Genomic DNA, 26,981 nt, shown 5'->3' with positions numbered 1-26,981 from the left:
ACACAAATCCGGACATACAAAATAGTGCGCAACCTGCGCCGAATACACCTTCGAGTTCTGTCTACTCGCTTGGGGAGTGCGATGACGACTACACATTCGCAGGGGCCAGCCCAAGACCCTTACGGGCAGTACACGGAATTTCCGCTGTCGGCAGTCCAGCGGAGCATGTGGTTCGCACAGCAACTCAGCCCCACCGTCCCGGAGTTCATCGCGCACTACATCGAACTGCACGGCGACCTGGACCTCGAACTGCTCCGCAGATCGGTCGACGCCGCGGCGCGCGAGTTCGAATCACCGCTGCTGAAGATGGTGGACGTCGAGGGCGAGCCGCATCAGGTGATCGACCCGGACTGCGACACCTCCACCGGCTACATCGACTTCCGAGGGGAACCCGATCCGACCGCCGCCGCCCACGCGTGGATCGAGGGGGAGTACACGACGCCGGTCGACCTGGCCAGTGACCGACTGATCGATACCTCGGTCCTGCAGGTCGGCGACCGAGATTACCTGTGGTACGCGCGAATTCACCACGTGGTTCTCGACGGCTACGGCGGTGCGACGCTGATCAACCGGATGGCGGCGCACTACACGGCGGCCGTCAACGGCACCGAACCGGAGCCGAATCGCGCTCTGCCCGTTCGCGATCTCTACGACCTGGACCAGAAGTACAGGAACTCCGACCGATTCACCGCGGACCGGCAGTACTGGGCGGAACACATCGTCGGCATCGAGTCGGGTTCCACCCTCGCCCACCGGGAGGCACCGGCCACCGCGCGCAGTTCGCTGGTGAGTGCTCGCCTGTCGGATGCGGGGCTGTCCGCGCTGGAGGATTCGGACCACCGGGTCGGAGCGACCTCGGCCGCGGTGATCATCGCGGCCTTCGGTTGCTACCTCGGGCGGATGACGGGCGAGCGCGACCTCCTCGTCAACCTCCCGGTGTCCGGCCGGACGACGGCACAGCTGCAGCGATCCGGGGGCATGCTCGCCACCGTCGCACCCCTGCACATCACGGTGAACGAAACCGACACCGTCTCCGAGCTCGTCGCGCGGGTCCAGCTCGAGCTGATGGGGGCACTCCGGCATCAGCGGTGCAGCGTCGAGGACATCCGCCGCGATGCAGGGCTGACCGGCTCCTCCCGTGGGCTCGCAGGCCCGATGGTCAACGTCATGCTGTTCAACCAGGTGGTCACCCTCGGGCCCATCGTCGGCGGCTATCACATCGTGACCTCGGGACCCGTCGACGACCTGCTGGTGAACATCTACAAGAGCGGCTCCGACGAGCGGACCCTCGTCGATTTCCGCGGCAACCCGAACCGCTACGACGAGGACGAGCTGAAGGCCCACCACACCCAGTTCGTCGAGCTGCTCGAGGAGTTCCTGACAGCCACCCCCTCCACCAGGCTCGGCGACATCCACGCGGCCAGCGCGGAGGCGGGCGTCCGCCAACGCCGGATCAACGAGGACCGCGACTACTGGACGCACGCGCTCGCCCACCTGCCCGAGGCCGCCTCGGTGCCCCTCGACCGGCCTCGACCCGTGCGACCGTCTGGACCGACGGGGCACGTCGACATCGAGATCGACCGACGCATCCACCGCCGGATGGCCGATTTGGCCTGGCAGTCGGACTCGAGCGTCTTCGCGGTGATGCACACCGCGCTCGCCGTGTTGCTCGGCAGGCTCGCGGACACCGACGACGTCGTCCTCGGCACCGTCGTCAACCGCAGGCAGGCGACCGAGCCACCCGACACCGCCGATCCGGGCAACCCGGTGGTGTTGCGGAACACGGTCTCGGGGGCCTTCACGTTCACCGACCAACTCGCCGCCATCCGCGATTCGGATCGGACGGCGCTGCGACACTCCGACTTTCCATACGAGAAGGTCGTCGATGGACTGGTCGCCGCGCCGGGGCCACCCTGCCGGGTGCTGTTCGAATTCGGCAACAAGGGGGATCCCGAATCCGGCCCGGACGGCCTGAGGATCGGGACGGGAGAGGTCGACGTCCGCCTCGTCTTCACCGAACTGACCACCCATGCAGGGGAACCGGCGGGGATCGTGGGCCGCATCCTGTTCCGGACAGACCTGTACGACCGCACCACCATCGCCGAGTTCGCGGACCGGATCGACCGTATCCTGCAGAGTGCCACCGCCGACCCCGATCTGCCGGTCGGCGACATCAGACTCCTCGGCCCTGCCGAGTTCGACTCGCTCACACCGGTCCTGGGCGCACCAGGCGTACCGCCACAGACGCTGCCCGACATCCTCTCCGCGGCCGCCGCGATCGCACCCGACCACGAGGCCCTGACGTTCGAGGGCACCAGCCTGACCTATCGCGAACTCGACGCTCGGTCCACCCAGCTCGCACGTGTGCTGATCGGCCGTGGGATCGGTCCGGAATCGGTTGTCGCGCTGTCGATAGCCAGATCGATCGACTCGGTGCTCGCGTTGTGGTCGGTCACCAAGACCGGTGCGGCCTTCGTGCCGGTCGACCCCCACTATCCGCCGGACCGCATCGCCCACATGCTCACCGATTCCGGCGCGGTGCTCGGACTCGCCGCAGGTGACGGTGAACGGTCCGACGCCACGCCGTGGCTTGACCTGCACGACCCCGAGCTCGGCCGCCTGTGGTCGGGGCAGTCGACGGCCCCGATCACCGATGCGGACCGCACCGGCGCGCTGCGGGTCGAGCATGCGGCGTACCTGATCTACACCTCCGGGTCCACCGGCCTGCCCAAGGGTGTCGTCGTCACGCACCGAGCCCTGGCGAACCTGGCAGCCGATTCTCGCGAGCGGTTCGCCGTCACGCCGGACTCGCGGACCCTGCACTTCAGCTCGCCCAGCTTCGACGCGTCGATCATGGAGCTGTTCATGACCGTCTGTGCCGGCGCGACGATGGTCATCGCCCCCTCCACCCTGTACGGCGGCGCCGAACTGGCCGAGCTCCTCGGCAGGGAACGCGTCACGCACGCGTTCGTCATCCCGGCCGTGCTCGCCTCGGTCGACCCGGCCGGACTCGACCACATCGAGTCCATCCTCACCGGAGGAGACGTCTGTCCGCCGGCCCTCGTCGAGCAGTGGGGCCCTGGCCGGGCCCTGTTGAACGGGTACGGCCCGACCGAGGCCACCGTCATCGCGAGCGCCAGCGGACCGCTGTCGCCAGGGGAGAGGGTCGGCATCGGCCGCCCCTTCGTCGGCTTCGGGCTGATGGTGCTGGACTCCCGACTGAACCCGGTCCCGGTCGGGGTCCCCGGCGAGCTGTACATCTCCGGCCCCGGGGTCGCCAGGGGATACCACCGGCGACCGACGACCACCGCCGAGCGTTTCGTCGCGAACCCACATTCGCACTCCGGCGCGCCGATGTACCGCACTGGCGATCTGGTCCGCTGGGCACGGAGAAACGGCGAGATCTCCCTCGAATACCTGGGCCGCACCGACTTCCAGATCAAGATCCGTGGGTTCCGTATCGAGCTCGGCGAGATCGATGCGGTGCTGCGCTCGCATCCGAGCGTCGGCTTCGCGCTGACCACCGGCCACCCGGGCCCTTCGGGTGACACCGTGCTGGTGAGTTACCTCGTGCCCGAATCGGGCCGCGACGTCGACGAATCCGAGGTCCTCGCGCAGGCCGCAGCCGCGCTGCCTGCGCACATGGTGCCCGCCAGCCTCACCGTCCTCGACGAGGTGCCGTTGACCCCGGCGGGCAAGGTGGACCGAAAAGCGCTGCCAGCGCCTCGTTTCGACGCGGACGGCACCGGATACCGGGCACCGAGGAACGGGGCCGAGGAGGCGATCGCGGCGGTCCTCGCGGGGGTGCTGCAACGCGAGCGAATCGGCGTCGACGACAGCTTCTTCGATCTCGGCGGCAACTCACTGGTTGCCACCAAGGTGGTGGCACGGGTCAATGCGGCCCTCGGCACCGAGATCGGGGTGCTCGACCTGTTCGAGGCACCGACCGTGGCGAGCCTCGCGGCGCGAATCGGAGCCGGCGGCGGGCGCACCGCGCCAGGACCCGTGCTGCGGGCGGTACCGCGTACCGGTCCGGTACCGGTATCTCTGGCCCAGCAACGGATGTGGATCGTCAATCAACTGGACACCTCCTCGGCCGCCTACAACATCCCGATCGCCGTGTACCTGTCGGGCGAACTGGACCTGGCCGCGCTCCGGATGGGACTCGTCGATGTCCTCACCCGCCACGAATCGCTGCGCACCGTCTTCCCGAACAGCGAGAACGGCCCGGTCCAGGTGGTGCTGCCCACCGAGAGGGCCATCCCCGATCTCGAGGTGACGGCCACCAGCGACGCCGAGCTCGACGAGCACCTGAAGCTGATCGCGACCGCGGGATTCGACGTAGCCGAGGAACTGCCGGTCCGGATCAGGCTGCTGCGCACCGGCCCCACCGAGCACGTCCTGGTCATCGTGGCCCACCACATCGCGGCGGACGGACTGTCGATGCCGCCGCTCGCGCGCGATGTCATGACCGCCTACGTCTGCCGTTCGTCGGGTCGGGAACCGGATTGGTCACCGCTCGAGGTCCAGTACACGGACTTCGCTGTGTGGCAGCGCGACATCCTCGGATCCGAACACGATCCGGAGAGCCGGCTCTCGCGGCAACTCGACTTCTGGACGCGCGCCCTCGACGGCGCACCCGAGCTGCTCGAACTGCCGACCGACCGACCTCGTCCCGCGCAACCGACCGTTCGCGGTGGCGTCGTCGACTTCACCATTCCGGCGCACCTCCATCGCGGGCTGCTCGAGATCGCGGGTGCGCGGAACGCCAGCCTGTTCATGGTCCTGCACGCTGCGCTGGCGGTGCTGTTGGCGAGGGCGAGCGACTCGACCGACATCTCGATCGGCACCCCGGTCGGCGGTCGGGGCGAGGCGGCGCTCGACGACGTGGTCGGCATGTTCGTCAACACACTCGTGTTGCGCACCCAGGTGGACATCGGCGGTGCCTTCTCGGACCTGCTCACCCAGACCCGCACCACCGATCTCGAGGCCTTCGGGCACACCGACCTCCCGTACGAACTGCTGGTGGAGGCGCTGCACCCCAATCGCTCCGCCGCGCATTCGCCGCTGTTCCAGGTGATGTTGGTCCTGCAGGGGCTCGAGGGCACCGAACTGGAGTTGCCCGGCCTCGACGTGCGCGTCAGCGATGTGGACACCCAGACGGCCAAGTTCGACCTCCAGGTGATCCTCACCGAGAACTGGGTGGACTCGGACCAACACGGCCTCGACGGTCAGCGCGAACCCGGGCCGATCACCGCCCAGTTCTCCTATGCCCGTGACCTGTTCGATCCGGCCTCGATGTCGGGACTCGCCGAACGGTTCGTCAGGATCCTGGAGGCGGTGACCGCCGACGCCGACGCGACTGTCGGCGACATCGCATTGCTCGGAGCCGACGAGCAGGAGCGGGTGCTCGAGGGATGGAACAACACCGCAGCCCCGGTCCCCGACACCACGCTCGTCGGACTCCTCGACGAGCAAGCGGAGCGCACACCGGACTCGGTCGCCCTCGTGGTCGACGCCGAAAGACTCACCTACGCCGAGTTCGACGCGCGCGTCAATCAGTTGGCCAGGGAGCTGATCTCCCGGGGCGTCGGACCCGAATCGCGCGTGGCCGTGGCCATCCGGCGTTCCACCGAACTCGTGATCGGCATCCACGCGATCGTCAAGGCCGGCGGCGCGTACGTTCCGCTCGACCCCGACCACCCCGCGGCCAGAACCGAGTACGTGCTCGACAGTTCCGCGCCCGTGTGCGTGCTCAGCACCGGGGCCGACCACGCCGACCTGCGCAGCCCCGTCGAAGTGCTGCAGATCGATTCGATGGACCTGTCCCGGCACTCGACGTCACCGATCACCGATGCGGACCGAACCGCACCACTACGGCCCGACAACACCGCCTACGTCATCTACACCTCCGGCTCGACCGGCCGACCGAAGGGTGTCGCGGTCACCCACCGCGCCATCGTCAACCGGCTGATCTGGATGCAGGAGACCTATGGTCTCGATCCGACCGATGCGGTCCTGCAGAAGACCCCGGCGACCTTCGACGTGTCGGTGTGGGAGTTCTTCTGGCCGTTGCAGACCGGAGCCAGGCTGGTCGTCGCGGCACCGGACGGACACCGCGACCCCGGGTATCTCTCTCGCATCATCGAGGCCGAGCGGGTCACCACCATGCACTTCGTGCCCTCGATGCTGGCCGCGTTCACCTCGGAGGCCGACCCCGAGCGGTGCACCTCGCTGCGCCGGGTGTTCTGCAGCGGCGAGGCGCTCCCGCCGGCCACCGCCGACGCCTTCCGCCGCTTCAGCGACGCGGACCTGCACAATCTCTACGGCCCGACGGAGGCCGCGGTCGACGTGACCTCGTGGGAATGCAGCGAATACGACCGCGTCACCGTGCCCATCGGCGCACCGGTGTGGAACACCGGTGTGTACGTCCTCGACTCGCGTCTGCACCCGGTGCCGCTCGGGATTCCGGGAGAGCTCTACCTCGTCGGCAGCCAGCTTGCCCGTGGCTACGTGGGCCGCAGCGGGCTGACCGCGGATCGATTCGTTGCCAGTCCGTTCGGCGCCCCCGGCGAGCGGATGTACCGGACCGGCGACGTCGTCCGCTGGCGGCGCAACTGGGAGGCGCTCGGGTCGCTGGAGTACATCGGCCGATCCGATTTCCAGGTCAAGCTCCGTGGACTGCGGATCGAACTCGGCGAGGTCGAGTCGGCCATGTTCGTCGACCCTGCGGTGGCGCAGGCGGTTGTCGTCGTGCACAACAGCCCCATCACCGGCGAGAGCCTGGTCGGCTACGTGATCGCGGAGACCGGCGCCGAGGTGGACACGGCCGAGCTGCGCGATTCCCTGGGAAAGCTGCTGCCCGGCTACATGGTGCCCGCCCAGATCATGGTGCTCGACGAGTTCCCGCTCGGCGCCACCGGCAAGCTCGATCGAAAGGCCCTGCCCGCACCCGATTTCCTGGTCTCTGGCGCGGAGTACCTGGCGCCGAGCAACCCGATCGAGGAGATCCTCGCGACGATCACCGCGGACCTACTCGGCAGACCGCGGATCGGCGTGCTCGACAACTTCTTCGATCTGGGTGGGAACTCGCTGATCGCCACCAGGCTCGTCGCGCGCGCCAACTCGGCGCTCGGGTCACAGCTCGGGGTTCGTGAGGTCTTCGACTCCCTGACGGTGGCAGGCATGGCGGCCCGCATCGAATCCCAGGCCTCTCACGAGAGCGGCAGGCCGGCACTGGTCGCGGGGTCGCGCCCCACTCCGGTGCCGGTTTCGTTGGCTCAGAAGCGAATGTGGTTCATCAACCAGTTCGACACCGATTCTCCGGCCTACAACGTGGCGATGGCGGTGCGCCTGACCGGACGACTCGACGAGGACGCGTTGCGGGCGGCCGTGGCGGACGTACTCGAGCGGCACGAATCGCTGCGAACGCTCTTCCCGTCCGTGGACGGCGAACCGACCCAGGTCGTCGTGTCGACCGCCGAGGCGTTGCCGGACCTTCCCACCGAGGAGGTCGACGAATCGGATCTCGACGCGCGGATCGCCGCACTGGCGGGCTCCGGTTTCGACGTGACGGTCGCGGTTCCGTTGCGCGCGGGCCTGTTCCGAACCGGCCCCGACGAGCACGTGCTGGCCCTCGTCGTGCACCACATCTGCGCGGACGGGTTCTCGCTTGCCCCCCTCGCGCGGGACCTGATGGTCGCGTACACCGCCCGCTCCGATGGGCACGGACCGCAATGGGCGTCGCTTCCGGTCCAGTACGCCGACTTCACGCTGTGGCAGCACCGGGTGCTCGGTGAGTTCACGGATCCGGACAGCCTGCTCTCGATCCAGCTCGACCACTGGCGACAGGAGCTCGACGGCATGCCGGAGCTGCTGGCACTGCCCACCGATCGCCCGCGGCCGCAGGTCCCGTCCATGCGCGGCGCCGTGCAGGAATTCGACATCGACCAGCAAGTTCACCAGCAGCTGGTACGGCTGGCCCGCGAACACAGTTCCAGCGTCTTCATGGCCGTGCACGCCGCACTCGCGGTGTTGCTCGCGCGCTCGTGCGACACCGACGACGTGCCCATCGGCACGCCCATCGCGGGCCGCGGCGAAGCCGCCCTCGACGACATGGTCGGCATGTTCGTCAACACCCTGGTACTGCGAAGCCGGGTGGGCAGCGACACCAGCTTCGCCGACCTGCTGGCGCGGACCCGCGAGACCGACCTGCGCGCATTCCACCACGCGGACCTCCCGTTCGAGCGCCTGGTCGATGCCCTGGCATTGGAGCGTTCGACCTCCTACACCCCGCTGTTCCAGGTGGTGTTCGAGTTCCGCAACAACGAGCGGGCGCGCCTGGAGCTGCCCGGCCTGACCGTCGAGGGCATCGACCTGGGCACGGAGATCTCGAACTTCGACCTCCAGCTCACCTGCACCGAGGAGTTCGACGAGACCGGCGCACCGGCGGGGATCTCCGCCGGGTTCACGTACGCGACGGATCTTTTCGACCCCGCGACCGTTGCCGGGTTCGGTCGACGATTGGTGGCGATCCTCGCCGCGGTCACCGCCGATCCCACCGTCGCGATCGGGGACATCGAGCTCCTCGATGCCGCCGAGCTCTCCGAGCTCGCCCCCGCACGCGGCGCCGCGTCCGTGGCAGCGCGCACGCTCCCCGAGATCCTCGCCGCCCCCGTCGCGCTCGCGCCCGACTCCGCCGCACTGGTCGTCGAGAATCACGAGCTGACCTACCGCGAGATCGACGAGCGGTCGAACCGGCTCGCCCGGATCCTGATCGCGGAGGGCGTCGGTCCCGGTTCGGTGGTGGCGATCGCGGTACCCAGGTCGGTCGAGTCGGTGCTGTCGGTGTGGGCCGTGACGAAGACGGGTGCCGCCTTCGTCCCCGTCGACCCGGACTATCCGCAGGAACGGATCGAGCACATGCTCACCGACTCCGGGGCGACCGTTGGCCTCACGCTCACCGAGTTCGCCCGGCGGCTGCCCACCCTCGCTCGGTACCTCGAACTCGACGCGCAGGAAACAGAGGCGGCGCTGGCCGCGGGCGCGGCGACGGTGGTGACCGATTCCGATCGGATCGCCCCGTTGTCCCTCGATCACCCTGCGTACGTGATCTACACGTCGGGGTCGACGGGCATCCCGAAGGGCGTCGTCGTCCCGCACCGTGGGCTGGCCAATCTCGCGGCCTCGATGCGGGAGCGGTTCACCATCACCCCGTCGTCACGAACGCTGCACCTGTCCTCGCCCAGTTTCGACGCGTCGGTCCTCGAGCTGGTGATGGCCTTCGGCGCGGGCGCGACCATGGTCGTCGCCCGACCTGGTATCTACGGCGGAACCGATCTCGCCGATCTGCTGCGCCGCGACCGGGTCTCGCACGCCTTCGTCACCCCCGCCGCGCTGGAGTCGGTCGATCCGCACCAACTCGACGACCTGGAGTGCGTCGTGACCGGCGCCGACACCTGCCCGCCGGACCTCGTCGGCAAGTGGGTCACCCCCCGGCGGCGGATGTTCAACGGCTACGGCCCGACCGAGGCGACGGTCGTGGCGACCGTGAGCCCCCCGATGAGTCCCGGCGAACCCGTGGTCATCGGGCGACCGATCCGGGGCTGCGGCCTGCTGGTCCTCGATTCGAGGCTGCGAGCGGTTCCGCTCGGGGTCCCTGGCGAGCTGTACATCAGCGGGCCCTCGCTCGCGGACGGCTACCGCAATCGGGCAGGCACGACGTCCGACCGGTTCGTCGCCAACCCGTTCGGCGGCCCGGGGGAGCGGATGTACCGGACGGGGGACCTGGTCCGGTGGGTTCGCGTCTCCGGCGATGTGACGGGATCCGACGGGACCGCGCCGGTGGCTGACCTCGAGTACCTGGGCCGCACCGACTTCCAGGTCAAGATCCGCGGGTTCCGGATCGAGCTCGGCGAGATCGAGTCGGCACTGGCCAGCTACGAGGGCGTCTCCAGCGCGGTCGCGACCGCGCACTCGAACGGCTCGGGCCCGGGGCGGCTGGTTGGCTACGTGGTTCCCGAGCCGGGGGTGGTGCTCGACGAGGCCTCGATCCTCTCGTTCGTCAGCGGCATCCTGGCTCCGTACATGGTGCCCGCCGCGCTGGTCGTGCTGGACGGTCTGCCGCTGACCCCGGTGGGCAAGCTCGATCGGAAGGCGTTGCCGAAGCCCGACTTCGGTGCCATGGCCACGCCGGGCCGGGCGCCGGAATCCGAACTCGAGGCCGTGCTCGCGACCTTGTTCGCCGAGGTGCTCGGCCTGGATGCGGTGGGTGTGGACGATTCGTTCTTCGCGCTCGGCGGCGACAGCATCATGTCGATCCAGCTCGTGTCGCGCGCCAAGGCGGCCGGAGTGGTGCTGACCCCGCGAGATGTGTTCGAGGCCAAGACCGTCTCGAAACTCGCCCTGGTCGCCGGGCTCGGCGACACCTCGGACGTCGCCCCCCTCGAGGAGCTGGCAGGCGGCGGCGTCGGCGAGATGCCCCTGACCCCGATCGTGGCCTGGCTGCTCGAACGCGGCGGCAACTTCGACCGGCTCACCCAGTCCGCTCTCCTCATCGCGCCCGAGGACCTCACCGACACGGGCGATCTCGGCCGCGCGATCCAGACCGTGCTCGATCGGCACGACATGCTGCGGGCCCGGTTGCAGACGACGGGGGCAACCGATCCGGACGCGAGAATGGAGGTGACCGCGCCGGGCACCGTCGACGCGGCCGACCTCATCCGCCGGGTCGAGGTGTCCGCACCGCCCGAGGACCCCGGCTTCGACGCCGAGGTGCTCGCGCAGTTCGAGGCGGCCGAGCGGCGACTCGACCCGGCCGCGGGCGTCATGATGCAGGTCGTGTGGCTCGATTCCGGTGCTGGCAGCGGCCGAATCCTGATGGTGGTACACCATGCCGTGATCGACGGGGTGTCGTGGCGCGTGTTGGTGCCGGACCTCGCATCGGCATGGGCGCAGATCCGCGCGGGTCAGGATCCGGAGCTGGACCCGGTGGGCACCTCGATGCGGCGCTGGGCACACGCCCTCGTGCAGGAGAGCGAGAACAGAACAGGAGAGCTGGTCCGGTGGCGCGAGATGCTCTCCGGGACCGACCCGGTGATCGGCTCGCGCGCACTGGATCCCGTGGTCGACACGAGCGAGACCGTGCAGAAGATCACCGTCGAGCTGTCGACCGAGGTCACCGACGCGGTACTCACGCGGATCCCGGAGGCGTTCCACGGCAGCGTGAACGACGGCCTGCTCACCGCGCTGGCGATGGCCGTGTCCCGGTGGCGTCGCGACCGCGGAGTGCATGCGAGCGCGACGGTGGTCAATCTCGAAGGGCACGGCCGCGAGGATCAGGTGGTCCCCGGCGCGGACCTGTCGCGGACGGTTGGCTGGTTCACCACGGTCTACCCCATGCGGCTCGAGCTGTCCGACATCGATCTCGACGACGCCTTCGCGGGCGGCCGGGATGCCGGCGCGGCGGTGAAGGCCGTCAAGGAACAACTGCTCGGGGTCCCCGACCACGGCATCGGTTTCGGCATGCTGCGCTATCTGAGCGAACACGCAGGAGAACTGGGGGAGCTGCCGTCGCCGCAGATCAGCTTCAACTACCTCGGCCGCCTCACCGCGGGCGGCACCGACGACGGGCCGAACGTCGGGTGGAGCCCGGTCGCGGACACCGATCTGGATCTGGTCGGCACCGTCGACACGCCACCGGCATCGGTGCTGGACATCAACGCGGTCACCACCGAGACCTCCGACGGCCCGCGTCTGCGGTCCACATGGGCTTTCCCCGGCGAGGTCATCACCGCCGTCGAGGCGAGCGAACTCGCGGGACTGTGGGCCGAGGCGCTGACCGCGCTGGCGCGGCACGCCGCCACCCCCGGTGCGGGCGGGCTCACCCCGTCGGACCTCGACCTGGTCGACCTCGAGCAGGGCACCATCGAACGACTCGAGGACCGTTACCCCGACCTCGCCGACATCTGGTCGTTGTCCCCACTGCAGACCGGGCTGCTCTTCCACGCGCTGCTGGCCGACAAGTCGGTCGATCAGTACACGGTGCAACTCGCGCTCGATGTCCGGGGCGCCGACCCCGACCGGATCCGGCGGGCGGGCCAGGCCCTCCTCGACCGGCACCCGAACCTGCGGACGTCCTTCATCGCCGACATCGACGGCACCACCGTGCAGGTGCAGCACGGGCACGTGCCGGTGCCGTGGACCGAGCTGGACGTGACGGGGCGGGGCGACCGGGATCGTGAGTCCGAGATCGCACGCCTCATGGACGAGGACCGGCACCACGGATTCGACATGAAATCGCCTCCACTGCTGCGATTCCTGCTCATCCGGACCGGCCCCGACACCCACCGACTGGTGATGACGAACCACCACATCCTGCTCGACGGCTGGTCCGCGCCGCTGCTCCTGCGGGAGCTGCTGGCCCTGTACGCGACCGACGGCGACGCGACGACACTGCCGCGGGCCAACGCCTACCGGGACTACCTGAAGTGGTTGTCCCAGCGCGATTCCGAGAAGTCGATGGACGTGTGGATGCAGGCCCTCGCCGGAGTCGACGAACCCACGCTCGTCGCGCCGCTGGACCGGGCCCGGCTGCAGTGGGACACCGCTCTCTCGGTCCTCGTCGAGATGGGGATCGAACGGACGCAACGACTGCGGGCCGTGGCACGCGAGCGCGGGCTCACCCTGAACACGCTCATCCGGGCCGCATGGGGCATCATCGTCGCCGAGCTGACAGGCCGCGACGACGTGGTCTTCGGCAGCACCGTGTCCGGGCGCCCCCCGCAGATCCCCGGCATCGAGTCGATGATCGGACTGTTCATCAACACGCTGCCCGTCCGGATCACCCTCGACCCGTTCGAGAGCCTCGGCGAGCTGCTGAGCCGGATCCAGGACGAACAGACCGCCCTGCTCGATCACCACTACCTCGGACTCAGCGACATCCAGGACGCGGCCGGGCCCGCGGCCACCTTCGACACCCTGACCGTCTTCGAGTCGTACCCGTTCGACCGGGCGGCACTGACAGCCGACGTCGACATCGCCGGGCTGCGCGTGCTCGGGATCCCCGAGATCAACGACGCGGCCCACTATCCGCTGGCGATGGTCGCCTCCGCGGAGGACCAGTTGCGACTCAAGGTCGAGTACTTCCCGGATCTGTTCGAGCGCGCGGAGGCGGAGACCATCGCCGCGCGCACCGCGCGGGTGCTGGACGCCTTCGCCGAGACCCCGGACCTGCCGCTGTCCCGGCTGCGGCTGCTCTCACCCGAGGAAGAAGCAGAGCTGCTCCCGGTCGACGGCGGTGCGATCGAGGGCGCGCGGACGCTGCCCGAGCTGTTCGCGGACGGCGCTGGGATCGACCCCGACGCGGTGGCGCTGTCGATGGCAGGCCGCGAGATGTCCTATCGCGAACTCGACGAGCGCTCGAATCAGATCGCCAGGAGTCTGCTCGACCGGGGCGTCGGACCGGGTACGGTCGTCGCGCTCGCGATCAGGCGTTCCATCGAATCGGTCATGTCCGTCTGGGCGATCGCCAAGACCGGGGCGACCTTCGTCCCGGTGGACCCGAACTACCCGCAGGACCGGATCGAGCACATGCTCACCGACTCCGGTGCGACATTCGGGGTGACCATCGCCGAGTACCGCGACCGGCTGCCGGGGACGGCATCGTGGTCGGTGATCGACGAGCAGGAGGCCTCGGCCGAGTTCGACGGCAGGTCGACGGCCGCGGTCACCGATGTGGACCGCCCGCGCCCCCTGCGGGTCGACGACGTCGCCTACGTGATCTACACGTCCGGCTCGACGGGGCTCCCGAAGGGCGTGGTGGTCTCGCACCGGTCGTTCGAGAAGCTCGTCGCCGTGCAGCACGACCTGTTCGCCCCGACCTCGGCATCGCGAACCCTGCACTTCGCCAGTCCCAGCTTCGATGCGTCGATCTTCGAGTACCTCCTCGCCGCGGGCGCGGGAGCAACGCTGGTGATCGTCCCACCCACGGTGTACGGCGGCGTCGAACTGGCCCGGCTGCTCAAGCAGGAACGGGTCACCCACGGCTTCATCATCAGCTCGGCGCTGTCGGGGATGGACCCCGCCGGCCTCGACGACTTCCAGGACGTGCTGTTCGGCGGCGAGGCCGCCCCGCCGGAGCTGGTGCCGCGCTGGGCCCCAGGGCGGCGGCTGTGGAACGCCTACGGCCCGACCGAGGGCACGATCGTGACGAACTTCAGCGATCCGGTCTCGGTGGACCAGCCGGTCACCATCGGCGGACCGCTGCGCGGGATCCAGGAGATCCTGCTGGACGGTTTCCTGCGTCCCGTCCCGATCGGGGTGCCGGGCGAGCTGTACATCGCGGGGCACAACCTGGCACACGGCTACCACCGTCGAACCGCATTGACCGCCGGGCGATTCGTGGCGAATCCCTTCGGCGGCCCCGGCGATCGGATGTACCGCACCGGCGACGTCGTACGGTGGGTGCGCTCCCCGGAGTCCGGCCGCCTCGTGATCGAGTACATCGGGCGCAGCGACTTCCAGGTCAAGGTCCGCGGGTTCCGCATCGAACTCGGCGACATCGACAGCGCCCTCGGCGAGCACGACGGCATCGACTTCTCCGTGACGATCGGGCACGGATCGGCGAGCAACGCGGTCCTGGCGTCGTACGTGCTGCCCGCCGCCGGACACCGGATCGAGCCGGCCGAGGTCCGCGAGTTCCTGTCGACCCGGCTGCCCTCGCACATGGTGCCCTCGGCCGTGATGATCCTCGACGACATCCCGCTGACCCCGGTCGGCAAGCTGGACCGTGCCGCGTTGCCCGCACCGGAGTTCGTCTCCACCACCGAGTTCCGGGCGCCGACCACGGGGCTCGAACGCACCGTCGCCGATGTCTTCGCCGCGGTCCTCGGCGTCGATCGTGTCGGCCTCGACGACAGCTTCTTCGAACTCGGCGGCAACTCGCTGAGCGCGACCCGCGTCACCGCGCGGCTGTCGTCCGCACTCGAGATCGACCTCAGCGTCCGCGCCCTGTTCGAGGCGCCCACCGTCGGCACCCTCGCGCAGCGGGTCGCCCTGTCCGACGGTGAGCACCGGCGCCCACCGCTCGAGGCAGGCGACCGACCCGAGCGACTCCCGCTGTCGTTGGCGCAGCAGCGGATGTGGTTCCTCAACCAGTTCGACACCGAGTCCGCCGCGTACAACATCCCGCTCGCCGTACGCCTGACCGGGTACCTCGACACCGAGGCCCTGCGCGAGGCCGTCGCCGATGTGGTCGACCGGCACGAATCGCTACGCACCCTGTTCCCGATGGTCGAGGGTCAGCCCACCCAGGTGATCGTGCCCGCCGCGACCGCGGTACCGGACCTCACCGCACTCGACACCACCGAGTCCGAACTGCCGCAGGTCATCTCCGACCTGATCTCCGGCGGGTTCGATGTCACCGACGCGGTGCCCGTTCGCGCGACACTGCTGCGCATCGCCCCCGACGAGCACGTGCTCGTGCTCGTCGTACACCACATCAGCGCCGACGGTTTCTCGATGTCCCCACTGGCAAGGGATGTGATGGCCGCCTACACCGCGCGGGTGTCCGGCAGCACGGCACCGTGGGCCCCGCTGCCGGTCCAGTACGCCGACTACGCGCTCTGGCAGCAGCGCGTCCTCGGCTCCGAGGAAGATCCCGACTCCCTGCTCGCTCGCCAGCTCGACCATTGGACGGAGATCCTCTCGGGGTTGCCCGAGGTGATCGCGCTGCCGACCGATCGAACTCGACCGGTGTACCAGAGCTTCCACGGCGAACGAATCGAGTTCACCGTGCCGCCCGAGGTGCACCGCGCCCTCCTCGACGTGACGCGGCAACACAACTCGACCATGTTCATGGCAGGCCACGCCGCGCTGGCACTGCTGCTCGCGAAGCTCTCGGGAACCACCGACATCGCCGTCGGCACCCCGATCGCGGGTCGCGGCGAGGCGGCGCTCGACGATCTCGTCGGCATGTTCGTCAACACCCTCGTGCTGCGCAGCGAAGTGGATCCGCGGGCCTCCTTCGGGGAACTCCTCGACAGCATTCGCGAGGTCGACGTGGCAGCGTTCGCGCATGCGGACCTTCCGTTCGAGCGACTCGTCGAGGCGCTCGCACCCGAACGGTCCACCGCGCACTCACCGTTGTTCCAGGTCCTGCTCGAGTTCCAGAACAACGAGCCGCCGCACCTGGAGCTGCCGGGACTGATCGCGGACGGACTCGATCTCGACCTGGCCGTCGCCAAGTTCGACCTGCAGTTGACGCTGGCCGAGAGGTACGGGGAGGACGGGAGTCCTGCCGGGATCTCGGCGGTGTTCACCTATGCCGATGATCTGTTCGAGCCGGCCACCGTGCACGGCTTCGCGGGGCGACTGTGTGCCCTCCTCGACACCGTGGCAACGGATCCCGACCGCGCAGTCGGGGACATCGAGATCACCGCCCCTGCCGAGCGTGACGCGATGGCCTCGCTGTGGAATGTCGCAGGCGTGCCTGCACCGGCGGGCACCCTGGTGGATCGGTTCGCGAGCTCGGTCGCCCGGCGGCCGGGAGCGGTCGCCGTGTCCTGTGATGGCGAGACCCTGACCTACGCGGAACTCGACGACCGGGCCAACCGGCTGGCTCGGGTCCTCATCGACAGGGGCGCGAGACCCGAATCCCTCGTCGCGGTCGCGCTGCCACGCACCAACGACCTGATCGTGGCGCTGTTGGCCGTCGTCAAGTCCGGCGCAGGCTACCTGCCCGTCGACGTCACCTACCCGTCCGACCGACTCACCTTCATGCTCGAGGACGCGGCCCCGATCTGTGTGATCGCAACCGGCTCCGACCTCGACGGCCTGCCCGGCACCGATGTGCCCGTCCTGGTACTGGATTCGGACGAGCTGGTCACCCGGCTCGCCGCGGAATCCGGCGCGCCCGTGACCGACACCGACCGGCTGGCCCCGCTCGATCCTGCGGACACCGCCTACGTGATCTACACCTCCGGGTCGACCGGGCGCCCGAAGGGCGTCGTCGTCTCGCACCGCAACGTGCTCACCCTCTTCGCGAACACCGAGCAGAAGTTCGGGTTCGACGAGTCCGACGTGTGGACGATGTTCCACTCGTACGCTTTCGACTTCTCGGTGTGGGAGCTGTGGGGACCGTTGCTGTACGGCGGCACGCTGGTGGTCGTCGACTACTACACGGCCCGCTCGCCGGAGATGTTCCTGGAGCTGTTGCGGCGCGAGCGGGTGACGGTGCTCAACCAGACGCCGACCGCGTTCTACCAGTTGGCCGAGGCCGACCGGCTGGCGACGGGGGACGCGCCCGAATTGGCCCTGCGGTATGTGATCTTCGGCGGCGAGGCGCTCGACCTCGGTCAGCTGGGCCGCTGGTACAGCAGGCACGGCGACACTTCGCCTGCGCTGGTCAACATGTACGGCATCACCGAGACCACGGTGCACGTCAGCCATCTCCCGCTCGACAGCGCCTACGCCGCCGAGGCCTCGGCGAGCGTCATCGGCCGGGCGATTCCCGGTCTGCGCGTGTCGGTGCTCGACGGGCGACTGCACCCGGTCCCGCCCGGTGTGACGGGGGAGATGTACGTCGCGGGAGATCAGGTCTCGCGTGGCTACCTCGGCCGGGCGGCGCTGACCTCCGGGCGGTTCGTCGCAGATCCCATGGGTGCCCCCGGTGCACGGATGTACCGAACCGGTGACGTGGCCCGCTGGAATCGAGACGGCCAACTGGAGTACCTGGGCCGCAGCGACTTCCAGGTCAAGATCCGCGGGTTCCGGATCGAGCTCGGCGAGATCGAGGCGGTCCTGCTGCGGTTCCCCGGCATCGCGCAGGCCGTGTCCCTGGTGCGCGAGGAGCCGCGGGGCAACCGGTTGATCGCCTATGTGGTCCCCGAGCCGGGGGCGCACCCCGACGAGACCGAGGTACTCGAGTTCGCGGGCACCCAACTGGCCTCGCACATGGTGCCCGCCGCGGTACTGGTGATCGACGAACTGCCGTTGACGGCAAACGGCAAGCTGGACCGGAAGGCCCTGCCGGAACCGGATTTCGCGACCAGGGTCCATGCAGGCCGCACACCGCGCACCGAGACCGAGACAGTGCTGGCGACGCTGTTCGCCGAGGTGCTCGGCCTGGAGTCGGTCGGCGTGGAGGACTCGTTCTTCGCGCTCGGCGGCGACAGCATCATGTCGATCCAGCTGGTGTCCCGGGCCAAGGCTGCCGGTGTCGCGATCACTCCGCGGGAGGTCTTCGAACACAAGACGGTCGCCGCACTCGCCGTCGTGGCCGAGTCGGCCGAGGCCGGCGAGGCGATCGTGCTCGACGAGCTCGCAGGCGGGGGAGTCGGCGACATGCCGTTGACCCCCATCATGCACTGGCTGACCGACCGGGCCGGGGCCGCGGACATCCGCCGCTACACCCAGACGGCACTGCTGACGCTGCCGCCGGGAGCGGATGCCGACACCGTGGAGCGCACACTGCAGGCGGTTCTCGACCACCACGACATGTTGCGGTCCAGGCTGATCCAGCGCGATACCGACCGGGAACCGATGATGACGGTCACGGCACCGGGATCGGTGCCCGCCGCCTCGGTACTGAGCAGGGTCGAGGTCGCAGGCGTGGAGGGCGCCGAGTTCTCCGCGATCGCGGCGGCCGAACTCGACGCCGCGGCAGACCGGCTCGACCCGCGCGCAGGAACGATGCTGCAGGTGGTCTGGTTCGACCCCTCGGACAGCGGCGAACCCGACGCCTCGGGCCGACTGCTGATGGTGGTGCATCACGCGGTGATCGACGGGGTGTCGTGGCGGGTGCTGGTGCCGGACCTGGCGTCGGCATGGGCACAGATCCGCGCGGGTCAGGATCCCGTCCTGGCCCCGGTGGGGACCTCGATGCGCCGCTGGACGCATGCCCTTGCCGAGGCAGGCACAGCCAGGTCGGGGGAGATGGAACTGTGGCGGCGGATGCTGGCCGGTCCGGATCCGGTGATCGGTTCGCGCGCGCTGGATCCGGTGGTCGACACCAACGAGACCGTGCAGAAGATCACCGTCGAGCTCCCGAGCGAGGTCACGGAGTCGCTGCTGACGCGGCTACCGGAGGCATTCCACGGCAGCGTCAACGACGGTCTGCTCACCGCACTGGCGATGGCCGTGTCCCGGTGGCGCTCCGCCCGCGGCGAAGAGGTGTCGGCGACGGTGGTCAACCTGGAGGGCCACGGCCGTGAGGATCACGTCATCGCAGGCGCCGATCTGTCGCGGACGGTGGGCTGGTTCACCACGATCTTCCCGGTTCGGCTCGACCTGTCCGACATCGATCTCGAGGACGCCTTCGCTGGCGGGCCGGATGCGGGCACCGCGGTGAAGCTCGTCAAGGAACGGTTGCTCTCGATTCCCGATCACGGCATCGGCTTCGGGATGCTCCGTTACCTGAGCGAGCACGCGAAGGAATTGCGCGAACGGCCCGCGCCGCAGATCAGCTTCAACTACCTCGGCCGGATGACGGACGGGGCCGGGACACCGGACCCCGGCACCGGCTGGATGCCGGTCACCGACACCGACCTCGACGACGCCCCGAGCAAGCAGATGCCGGTCGCGTCGGTACTGGACATCAACGCGCTGACCCTCGGCTCCCCGGACGGGCCTCGGCTGCGCGCGACCTGGTCCTTCCCGACCCGGGTCCTGCGGGCCCTCGAGGTCCGAGAGCTGGCGGACCTGTGGGCCGAGGCGTTGACCGCGCTGGCCCGGCACGCCGCGGCACCCACCGCGGGCGGACTGACGCCGTCGGACCTCGCCCTGGTGGAGCTCGAACAGGGCACCATCGAGCGACTCGAGGGCCGGTTCCCCGGCCTGGCCGACGTCTGGTCGCTCTCCCCGCTGCAGTCCGGACTGCTCTTCCACGCGCAGATGTCGGACGTGTCGGTCGACCCGTATCTCGTTCAACTCACCATGACCCTGCGGGGCACGGTCGACCCGGACCGCATCCGCAGGGCCGGTCAGGCGCTGCTCGACCGGCACCCGAACCTGCGGGCGGCGTTCGTCGCCGAACAGGGCGGCGCCGCCGTCCAGGTCATCGCGGATCGCGTCGAGCTGCCTTGGCGCGAAATCGATCTCACCGAGACGGCGTCCGAGGACCGCGAGGACGCCCACGCCGAGGTCGTGGCGGCCGACCGGGCGACGAGGTTCGACATGTCGTCCGCGCCGCTCCTGCGCCTGCTGCTCGTCAGGTTCGACGAGGACGAGTACCGGCTGACGCTGACGAACCACCACATCCTGATCGACGGCTGGTCGACACCGCTCGTCATCCGGGACCTGCTGACCCTGTACGCGACCGACGGGGACGCCTCGGCACTGCCGCCCGTGCACCCCTACCGCGACTACCTGGTCTGGATGTCCCGGCGCGACGTCGATCAGTCGACCGAGGCGTGGCGACAGGCGCTCTCGGACGTCGAGGAACCGACGGTGCTCGCGCCAACGAACGACGGTCGCCCGCATTCGGGCAGCCAGGAGATCGGGCTGACGCTGTCCGAGGCCGAGACCAGCCTGCTTCGCCTGGTGGCCGGCGAGCGCGGCCTCACCCTCAACACGATGCTCCAGGCCGCCTGGGCAGTCGTGCTCGGCGCGCTGACCGGCCGCGGCGACGTCGTGTTCGGCAGCACGGTCTCGGGCAGGCCGCCGGAGATCCCCGGCATCGAATCGATGGTGGGCCTGTTCATCAACACCCTGCCGGTCCGTGTCGTCCTCGATCCGTACGAGACCCTCGGCGGGCTGCTCGACCGGGTCCAGCAGGAGCAGGTCGCGCTGCTCGACCACCACTACCTCGGACTGGCGGACATCCAGAAGGTCGCCGCACCCGCCGCCGCCTTCGACACCCTCACCGTGTTCGAGTCGTACCCGATCGATCGTGCCGGCCTGACCGAACAGACCGATATCGCGGGCATGCGCATCGCGAACTTCGACGGGCGGGATTCGGCCCATTACCCGCTTGCCATCGTCGCCTCCGGCGAGGAGAACCTGCACCTGAAGCTCGAATACCTCGCCACGGCCTTCGACGTGGACACCGTGGAGGCCATCGCGGCCCGGGTCCGCCGGGTCCTTGTCGCGATGGCCACCTACCCGGACCTGCAGCTCGCCCGGATGGATCTGCTCTCGGCGGACGAGTACGCCACCCTGGTCCCGGTGAACGGCAGGCCGGGTGTCTCGGCCAGGACCCTCCCGGAGTTGTTCGAGGACGCGGCGGCCGCGAGCCCGGAGGCCACCGCGCTGGTCCACGAGGGACGCAACGTCAGCTATCTCGAGCTCGATCTGCGGTCGACGCAGTTGGCGCGCCTGTTGATCGCGAGGGGCGCGGGACCGGAAACCTATGTCGCTCTCGGCATCCCGCGATCGATCGAATCGGTGCTCGCGGTCTGGGCGGTGGCCAAGACCGGTGCCGCGTTCGTGCCCGTCGACCCCAACTACCCGCAGGACCGGATCGAGCACATGCTCACCGACTCCGGCGCGACCCTCGGACTCGCCATGACCGTGGATCGCGGGCGACTGCCCGACTCCGTGCCGTGGCTGCTCCTCGACGGGTCCGAGTGCACCGCCGAACTGGCGGCCCAATCCACCCGTCGGGTGGTCGACGCGGACCGGATCTCGCCGATCAGCATGACCAACGCCGTCTACATCGTCTACACCTCGGGATCGACCGGAACACCCAAGGGCGTGGTGGTCACCCACGTCGGCCTGGAGAACTTCGCCACCGACCAGCGGGAACGGTTCGCCGTGACACCGATGTCGCGGACCCTGCACTTCTCGACACCGAGCTTCGACGGCGCCGTCTTCGAATACCTGCAGGCGTTCGGGCTCGGTTCGACGATGGTGATCGCGCCGCAGTCCGTGTACGGCGGCGCCGAACTCGCGCACCTGATCAAGGTCGAGGGGGTCACCCACGCGTTCGTGACGACGGCCGCGCTGGCGACCGTGGATCCGGGTGGACTCGTCGAGTTCCAGCACGTGGCGTTCGGCGGTGAGGCCTGCCCGCCGGAGCTCGTCACGCGGTGGGCGCCGGGACGGAAGCTGACGAATGCGTACGGCCCGACCGAGACCACGATCATGGCCAACATCAGCGATCCGATGACGGTGGGTGAAACCATCACGCTCGGCGGACCGATCCGCGGGGTGTCCGAGGTCGTGCTGGACGGGTACCTGCGGCCGGTTCCCGCCGGGGTGCCGGGCGAGTTGTACATCGCGGGTGTCGGACTGGCGCGCGGGTACCACCGGAGGGGTGCACTCACCGCGGGCCGGTTCGTGGCGAATCCGTTCGGTGAGCCGGGGGATCGGATGTACCGCACCGGCGACATCGTCCGCTGGCGGGTGGAACCCGGGTCCGGCGAACGCACTGTCGAGTACATCGGGCGCAGCGACTTCCAGCTGAAGGTGCGCGGTTTCCGGATCGAGCTCGGCGAGATCGACTCCGAGATCATGGCGTACCAAGGGGTGAGCTTCGCGGTGACCGTCGGCGTCCCCGGTCCGTCCGGCGACACCGTGCTGGCCAGCTACGTGGTCCCGAAGGAAGACGTCCCGGTGCGTTTGCCGGAATTGACCGATCACCTGACGAGCCGGCTGCCGTCCCACATGGTGCCGTCGAGCATCGTCCTGATCGACGAGATCCCGCTGACCCATGTCGGCAAGCTCGATCGGTCGGCACTGCCGGAGCCCGAGTTCCTCGGCACCGCCACCGAATACCGTGCACCCGGCACGCCACTCGAGCGCACCATCGCCGAGGTGTTCGCGGCGGTCCTCGGTGTCGATCGGATCGGCGTCGACGACAGCTTCTTCGACCTCGGTGGGAACTCGCTGATCGCCACCCGCGTCACGGCACGACTCGGGACCGCGCTGGGGACGAAGATCGGCGTCCGTACGCTCTTCGAGTCGCCGACCATCGCCGCTCTGGCCGCCCTGCTCTCGCCCGAGGGCACCGGCGCCGATGTCCGGCCTCCGCTGACCGCGACCGAGCGACCGTCGGTGATCCCCGTGTCACTGGCCCAGAAGCGGATGTGGTTCCTGAACCAGTTCGACACCACCTCGCCCGCGTACAACATCCCGCTGGCGGTCAAGTTGTCCGGTCGCCTCGACACCGCGGCGCTCGGCGCCGCGATCCGGGACGTGCTCGACCGGCACGAGTCGCTGCGCACGATGTTCCCCGTCGAGGACGGCGAACCGACACAGCTCGTGGTGCCAACCGACCAGGTCCTGCCCGCCCTGACGACGATCGACGTCAGCGACGGCGAACTGAACTCGCGCATCATCGAACTCGCGGGTGCGGGATTCGACGTCACCGCCGGGGTACCCGTGCGGGCCGCACTGCTCCGGCTCGGCGAGCTGGAGCACGTCCTGACCATCGTGGTGCACCACATCTGCGCCGACGGTTCCTCGCTCGGCCCACTCGCCAGGGACGTGATGGTCGCCTACAACGCCCGCGTCAACGGCTCGGCACCCAACTGGGAGCCGCTGCCGGTCCAGTACGCCGACTACACCCTCTGGCAGCACCGCATGCTCGGCGCCGAGGACGATCCCGCGTCGCTGATCACCGCGCAGCTCGAGTACTGGACCGAGAACCTCGCGGGCCTTCCGGACGTGATCGCGCTGCCGACCGACCGCCCACGCCCGCTGCAGCAGACCTTCAGGGGCGACCGCATCGAGTTCGCGATCGACGCCGGGCTGCACGCCCGCGTCAGCGACCTGGCGCGGGAGAACAATTCGACCGTCTTCATGGTGATGCATGCGGCGCTCGCCGTCCTGCTGGCCCGGCTCGGCGACACCGACGACGTCGCCATCGGAACCCCGATCGCCGGTAGGGGCGAGGCCGAGCTCGACGAGATGATCGGCATGTTCGTCAACACCCTGGTGCTGCGCACACACGTCGACCCCGATACCGACTTCATCGAGCTGCTCGAGTCGGCAAGGGAGACCGATCTCGCGGCGTTCGCGCACGCCGACCTCCCGTTCGAGCGGATCGTCGAGGCGCTGAACCCGGCCCGGTCCACCTCGTACCAACCCCTCTTCCAGGTCGCGCTGGAGTTCCAGAACACCGAACAACCCCACCTCGCGCTGCCCGGCCTCGACGTCGACGGCGTCGACCTCGACATCCGGGTCGCAAAGGAGGACCTGGAACTGATCCTCGCCGAGAACCTCGCGGCGGACGGCACCCCTGCGGGTGTGCGCGGCGGAATCGACTACGCCACCGACCTGTTCGACCCCGAGACCGTGCACGCCTTCGCGGACCGCTTCGTCCGGATTCTCGACGCGGTGACCGCCGACCCGCGCGGGGCGATCGGCAACATCGGCATCCTCGGCGAGGCCGAGATGTCCGATATGGCGCCCGCGCTCGGACCCGAGGGCGGTGCGCCGCAACTCTGGCCGGAGATCCTGTCCGCCGCTGCGGCCGCCGCACCCGAGTCGCTCGCGTTGTCCTTCGAGGACCAGCACCTGACGTATCGCGAACTCGACGAGCGTTCGAACCGGTTGGCCCGCGCGCTTCGAGAGTCCGGGGTCGGCCCGGAGACCTTCGTCGCGCTCGGCCTGCCCCGCTCGATCGAGGAGGTCGTGTCGATCTGGGCTGTGGCGAAAGCAGGCGCCGCGTTCGTGCCCGTCGACCCGACCTACCCGCCGGAGCGAATCGAGTACATGCTCGTCGACTCCCGCGCCGTCGTGGGCCTGACCGTCGAATCGCGGCGGGGCCAGCTTCCCGACACGGTGCCGTGGCTCGTGATGGACGCCCCCGACTTCCTCGCGTCCATGTCCGCGCTGTCTGCGGCCCCTGTCACCGACGCGGACCGGACCGTCCCCCTGCACCTCGCGCACCCGGCCTATCTGATCTACACCTCCGGATCGACCGGCCTGCCCAAGGGTGTCATCGTCACCCATCAGGGCATCGCGAACCTCACCGCGGAGGAACACAGCCGGTTCGGGGTCACCGAACGATCGAGGGTCTCGCACCTGGCGTCGCCGAGCTTCGACGCCTCTGTGTTCGAACTGATGATGGCCTTCGGGACGTCTGCGGGCGTGGTGATCGTGCCGCCGACCGTGTACGGCGGCCCCGACCTCGAGGACCTGCTCCGGCGCGAGCACGTCACCCACGCCTTCATCACCCCGACCGCCCTGGCCTCGATGGAGGACCGGGACCTGACGGAGCTGCAGGTGCTCGCGGTCGCCGGAGAGGCGTGCCCGCCGGACCTGGTGGACGTCTGGGCGCGAGAACGCCGGATGTTCAACGGCTACGGGCCGACCGAGACCACGATTCAGGCCAGCGTCAGCGACCCGATGGAGAGTGGAGTGCCGGTCAACATCGGCAATCCGGCCATCGGATTCGGCGAGGTCGTGCTCGACGCGCATCTGCAGCCGGTGCCGGTCGGGGTGCCTGGCGAGATGTACATCCTCGGCCTCGGGCTGGCTCGTGGCTACCACAACCGGATCGGGCTGACCTCCGAGCGCTTCGTGGCGAGCCCGTTCGGCGATCCGGGGCAGCGGATGTACCGGACGGGGGACATCGTCCGGTGGCAGCGCGACCCGCGTACCGGAGATCACACCATCGAGTACGTCGGCCGCAGCGACTTCCAGGTCAAGGTCCACGGGTTCCGCATCGAACTCGGTGAGATCGACACCGTGCTGACGCACCACCCCGACATCGCGTTCTCGGCCACCATCGGGCGGACCGGACCGTCGGGGGACACCCTGCTGGCGTCCTACGTTCACCCGGTGGAGGGCCGCACCCTGGTGCCCGCCCAGGTCAGGTCCTTCGCCTCCAGCCGACTGCCCGCTCACATGGTGCCCTCGGCCGTCGTGGTCCTCGACACGATCCCGATGACGCCCGTCGGCAAGCTCGACCGAAAGGCGCTGCCCACACCCGAGTTCGGTGCTCGCGCCGACGAGTACCGCGCGCCGGTCACACCGACCGAGCTCGCGATCACCGAGGCCTACGCCGAGGTGCTCGGTGTGGAACGCGTCGGAGTCGACGACAGCTTCTTCGATCTGGGGGGCACCTCGATCGTGGCCACCCGGGTCGTCACCGAACTCCGCGAGCGGTTCGGGGACCGCATCCAGCTGCAGTCGATCTTCCTCGATCCGACTCCGGCCGGGCTGGCGCACCGCCTCGACGAGGAGTCGGCCCAGTCGGCCGCAGACGAGGCCCTGCAGGTGGTGATCCCGCTGCGGCCAAACGGTTCCAAGCCGGCCCTGTTCTGCGTGCACCCCGGAATCGGCCTGAGTTGGGGATACGCCGGGCTGGTCCAGCACCTCGCCCAGGACCGCCCCGCGTTCGGCCTGCAGCTGCCGCTCATCAGCGGTGGGCCGCGCTTCGAGTCGATCGAGCAACTGGCGCACCGGTACGTGCAGGAGATGCGCGCGGTCCAGGGCCACGGCCCGTACCACCTGCTCGGCTGGTCCCTCGGCGGCGTGATCGCGCACGCCATGGCCGTGGAGCTGCGGCGCGACGGCGACGAGGTGGCGACCCTCGCGATCATGGACAGCTATGTCACCGCCGACGGGATCCCACAGGTGCTGACCGTGCAGGAGCTGCTGCAGGGTCTCGGACTCGATCTGAGCACCCCTGAGGGGGAGGAGCTGACCTACGCGCGGGCGGTCGAGCTGCTCGACGAGTCGCTCGGACAGCACACCGGCCTCACCGCCGCGCACCTCGAGCGGATCAGCGCCGGATTCACCAACTCGGCGGAGATCATGCACCGGTTCCATCCCGCGGTCTTCGACGGCGACCTGCTCTTCTTCAGCGCGGCAGGCGCTTCCGGGAACGGCGAGCATTCCCCGGAGGAGTGGCGTCCGGCGATCACCGGCGGGATCCGTGAGGTCCTCGTCGACTGTGGCCACAATCAGATGATCGAACCCGACTCGTTGGCCGTGGTCGGTCCGGCGCTCGAGGAGTACCTCTCCTCGCATTGATCGGTCACGGTCGCCGACTGCCGTCCGTTCCGTTGGCTGTCCCACGGGAGAGGAACGAG

1 protein-coding gene is annotated in these 26,981 nt (G+C 69.3%); it reads left to right on the top strand.

Features of this window, described 5'->3' with window-relative positions; all coding sequences use genetic code 11:
* The first annotated feature begins 81 nt into the window (after positions 1–81).
* The gene (locus BR31_RS0112960) at positions 82–26,922 is read left to right on the top strand and encodes a non-ribosomal peptide synthase/polyketide synthase (protein WP_027501341.1); all 26,841 of its coding nucleotides are present in this window, start codon (positions 82–84) and stop codon (positions 26,920–26,922) included.
* Positions 26,923–26,981 lie beyond the last annotated feature (59 nt).

It is taken from the genome of Rhodococcus sp. UNC363MFTsu5.1 (assembly GCF_000686785.1).
In the GTDB taxonomy this organism is placed as follows: Bacteria; Actinomycetota; Actinomycetes; order Mycobacteriales; family Mycobacteriaceae; genus Rhodococcus_G; species Rhodococcus_G maanshanensis.
The sequence above is the reverse complement of the archived record's forward strand: the minus strand, read 5'-3'. Positions and strand labels throughout refer to the sequence as shown.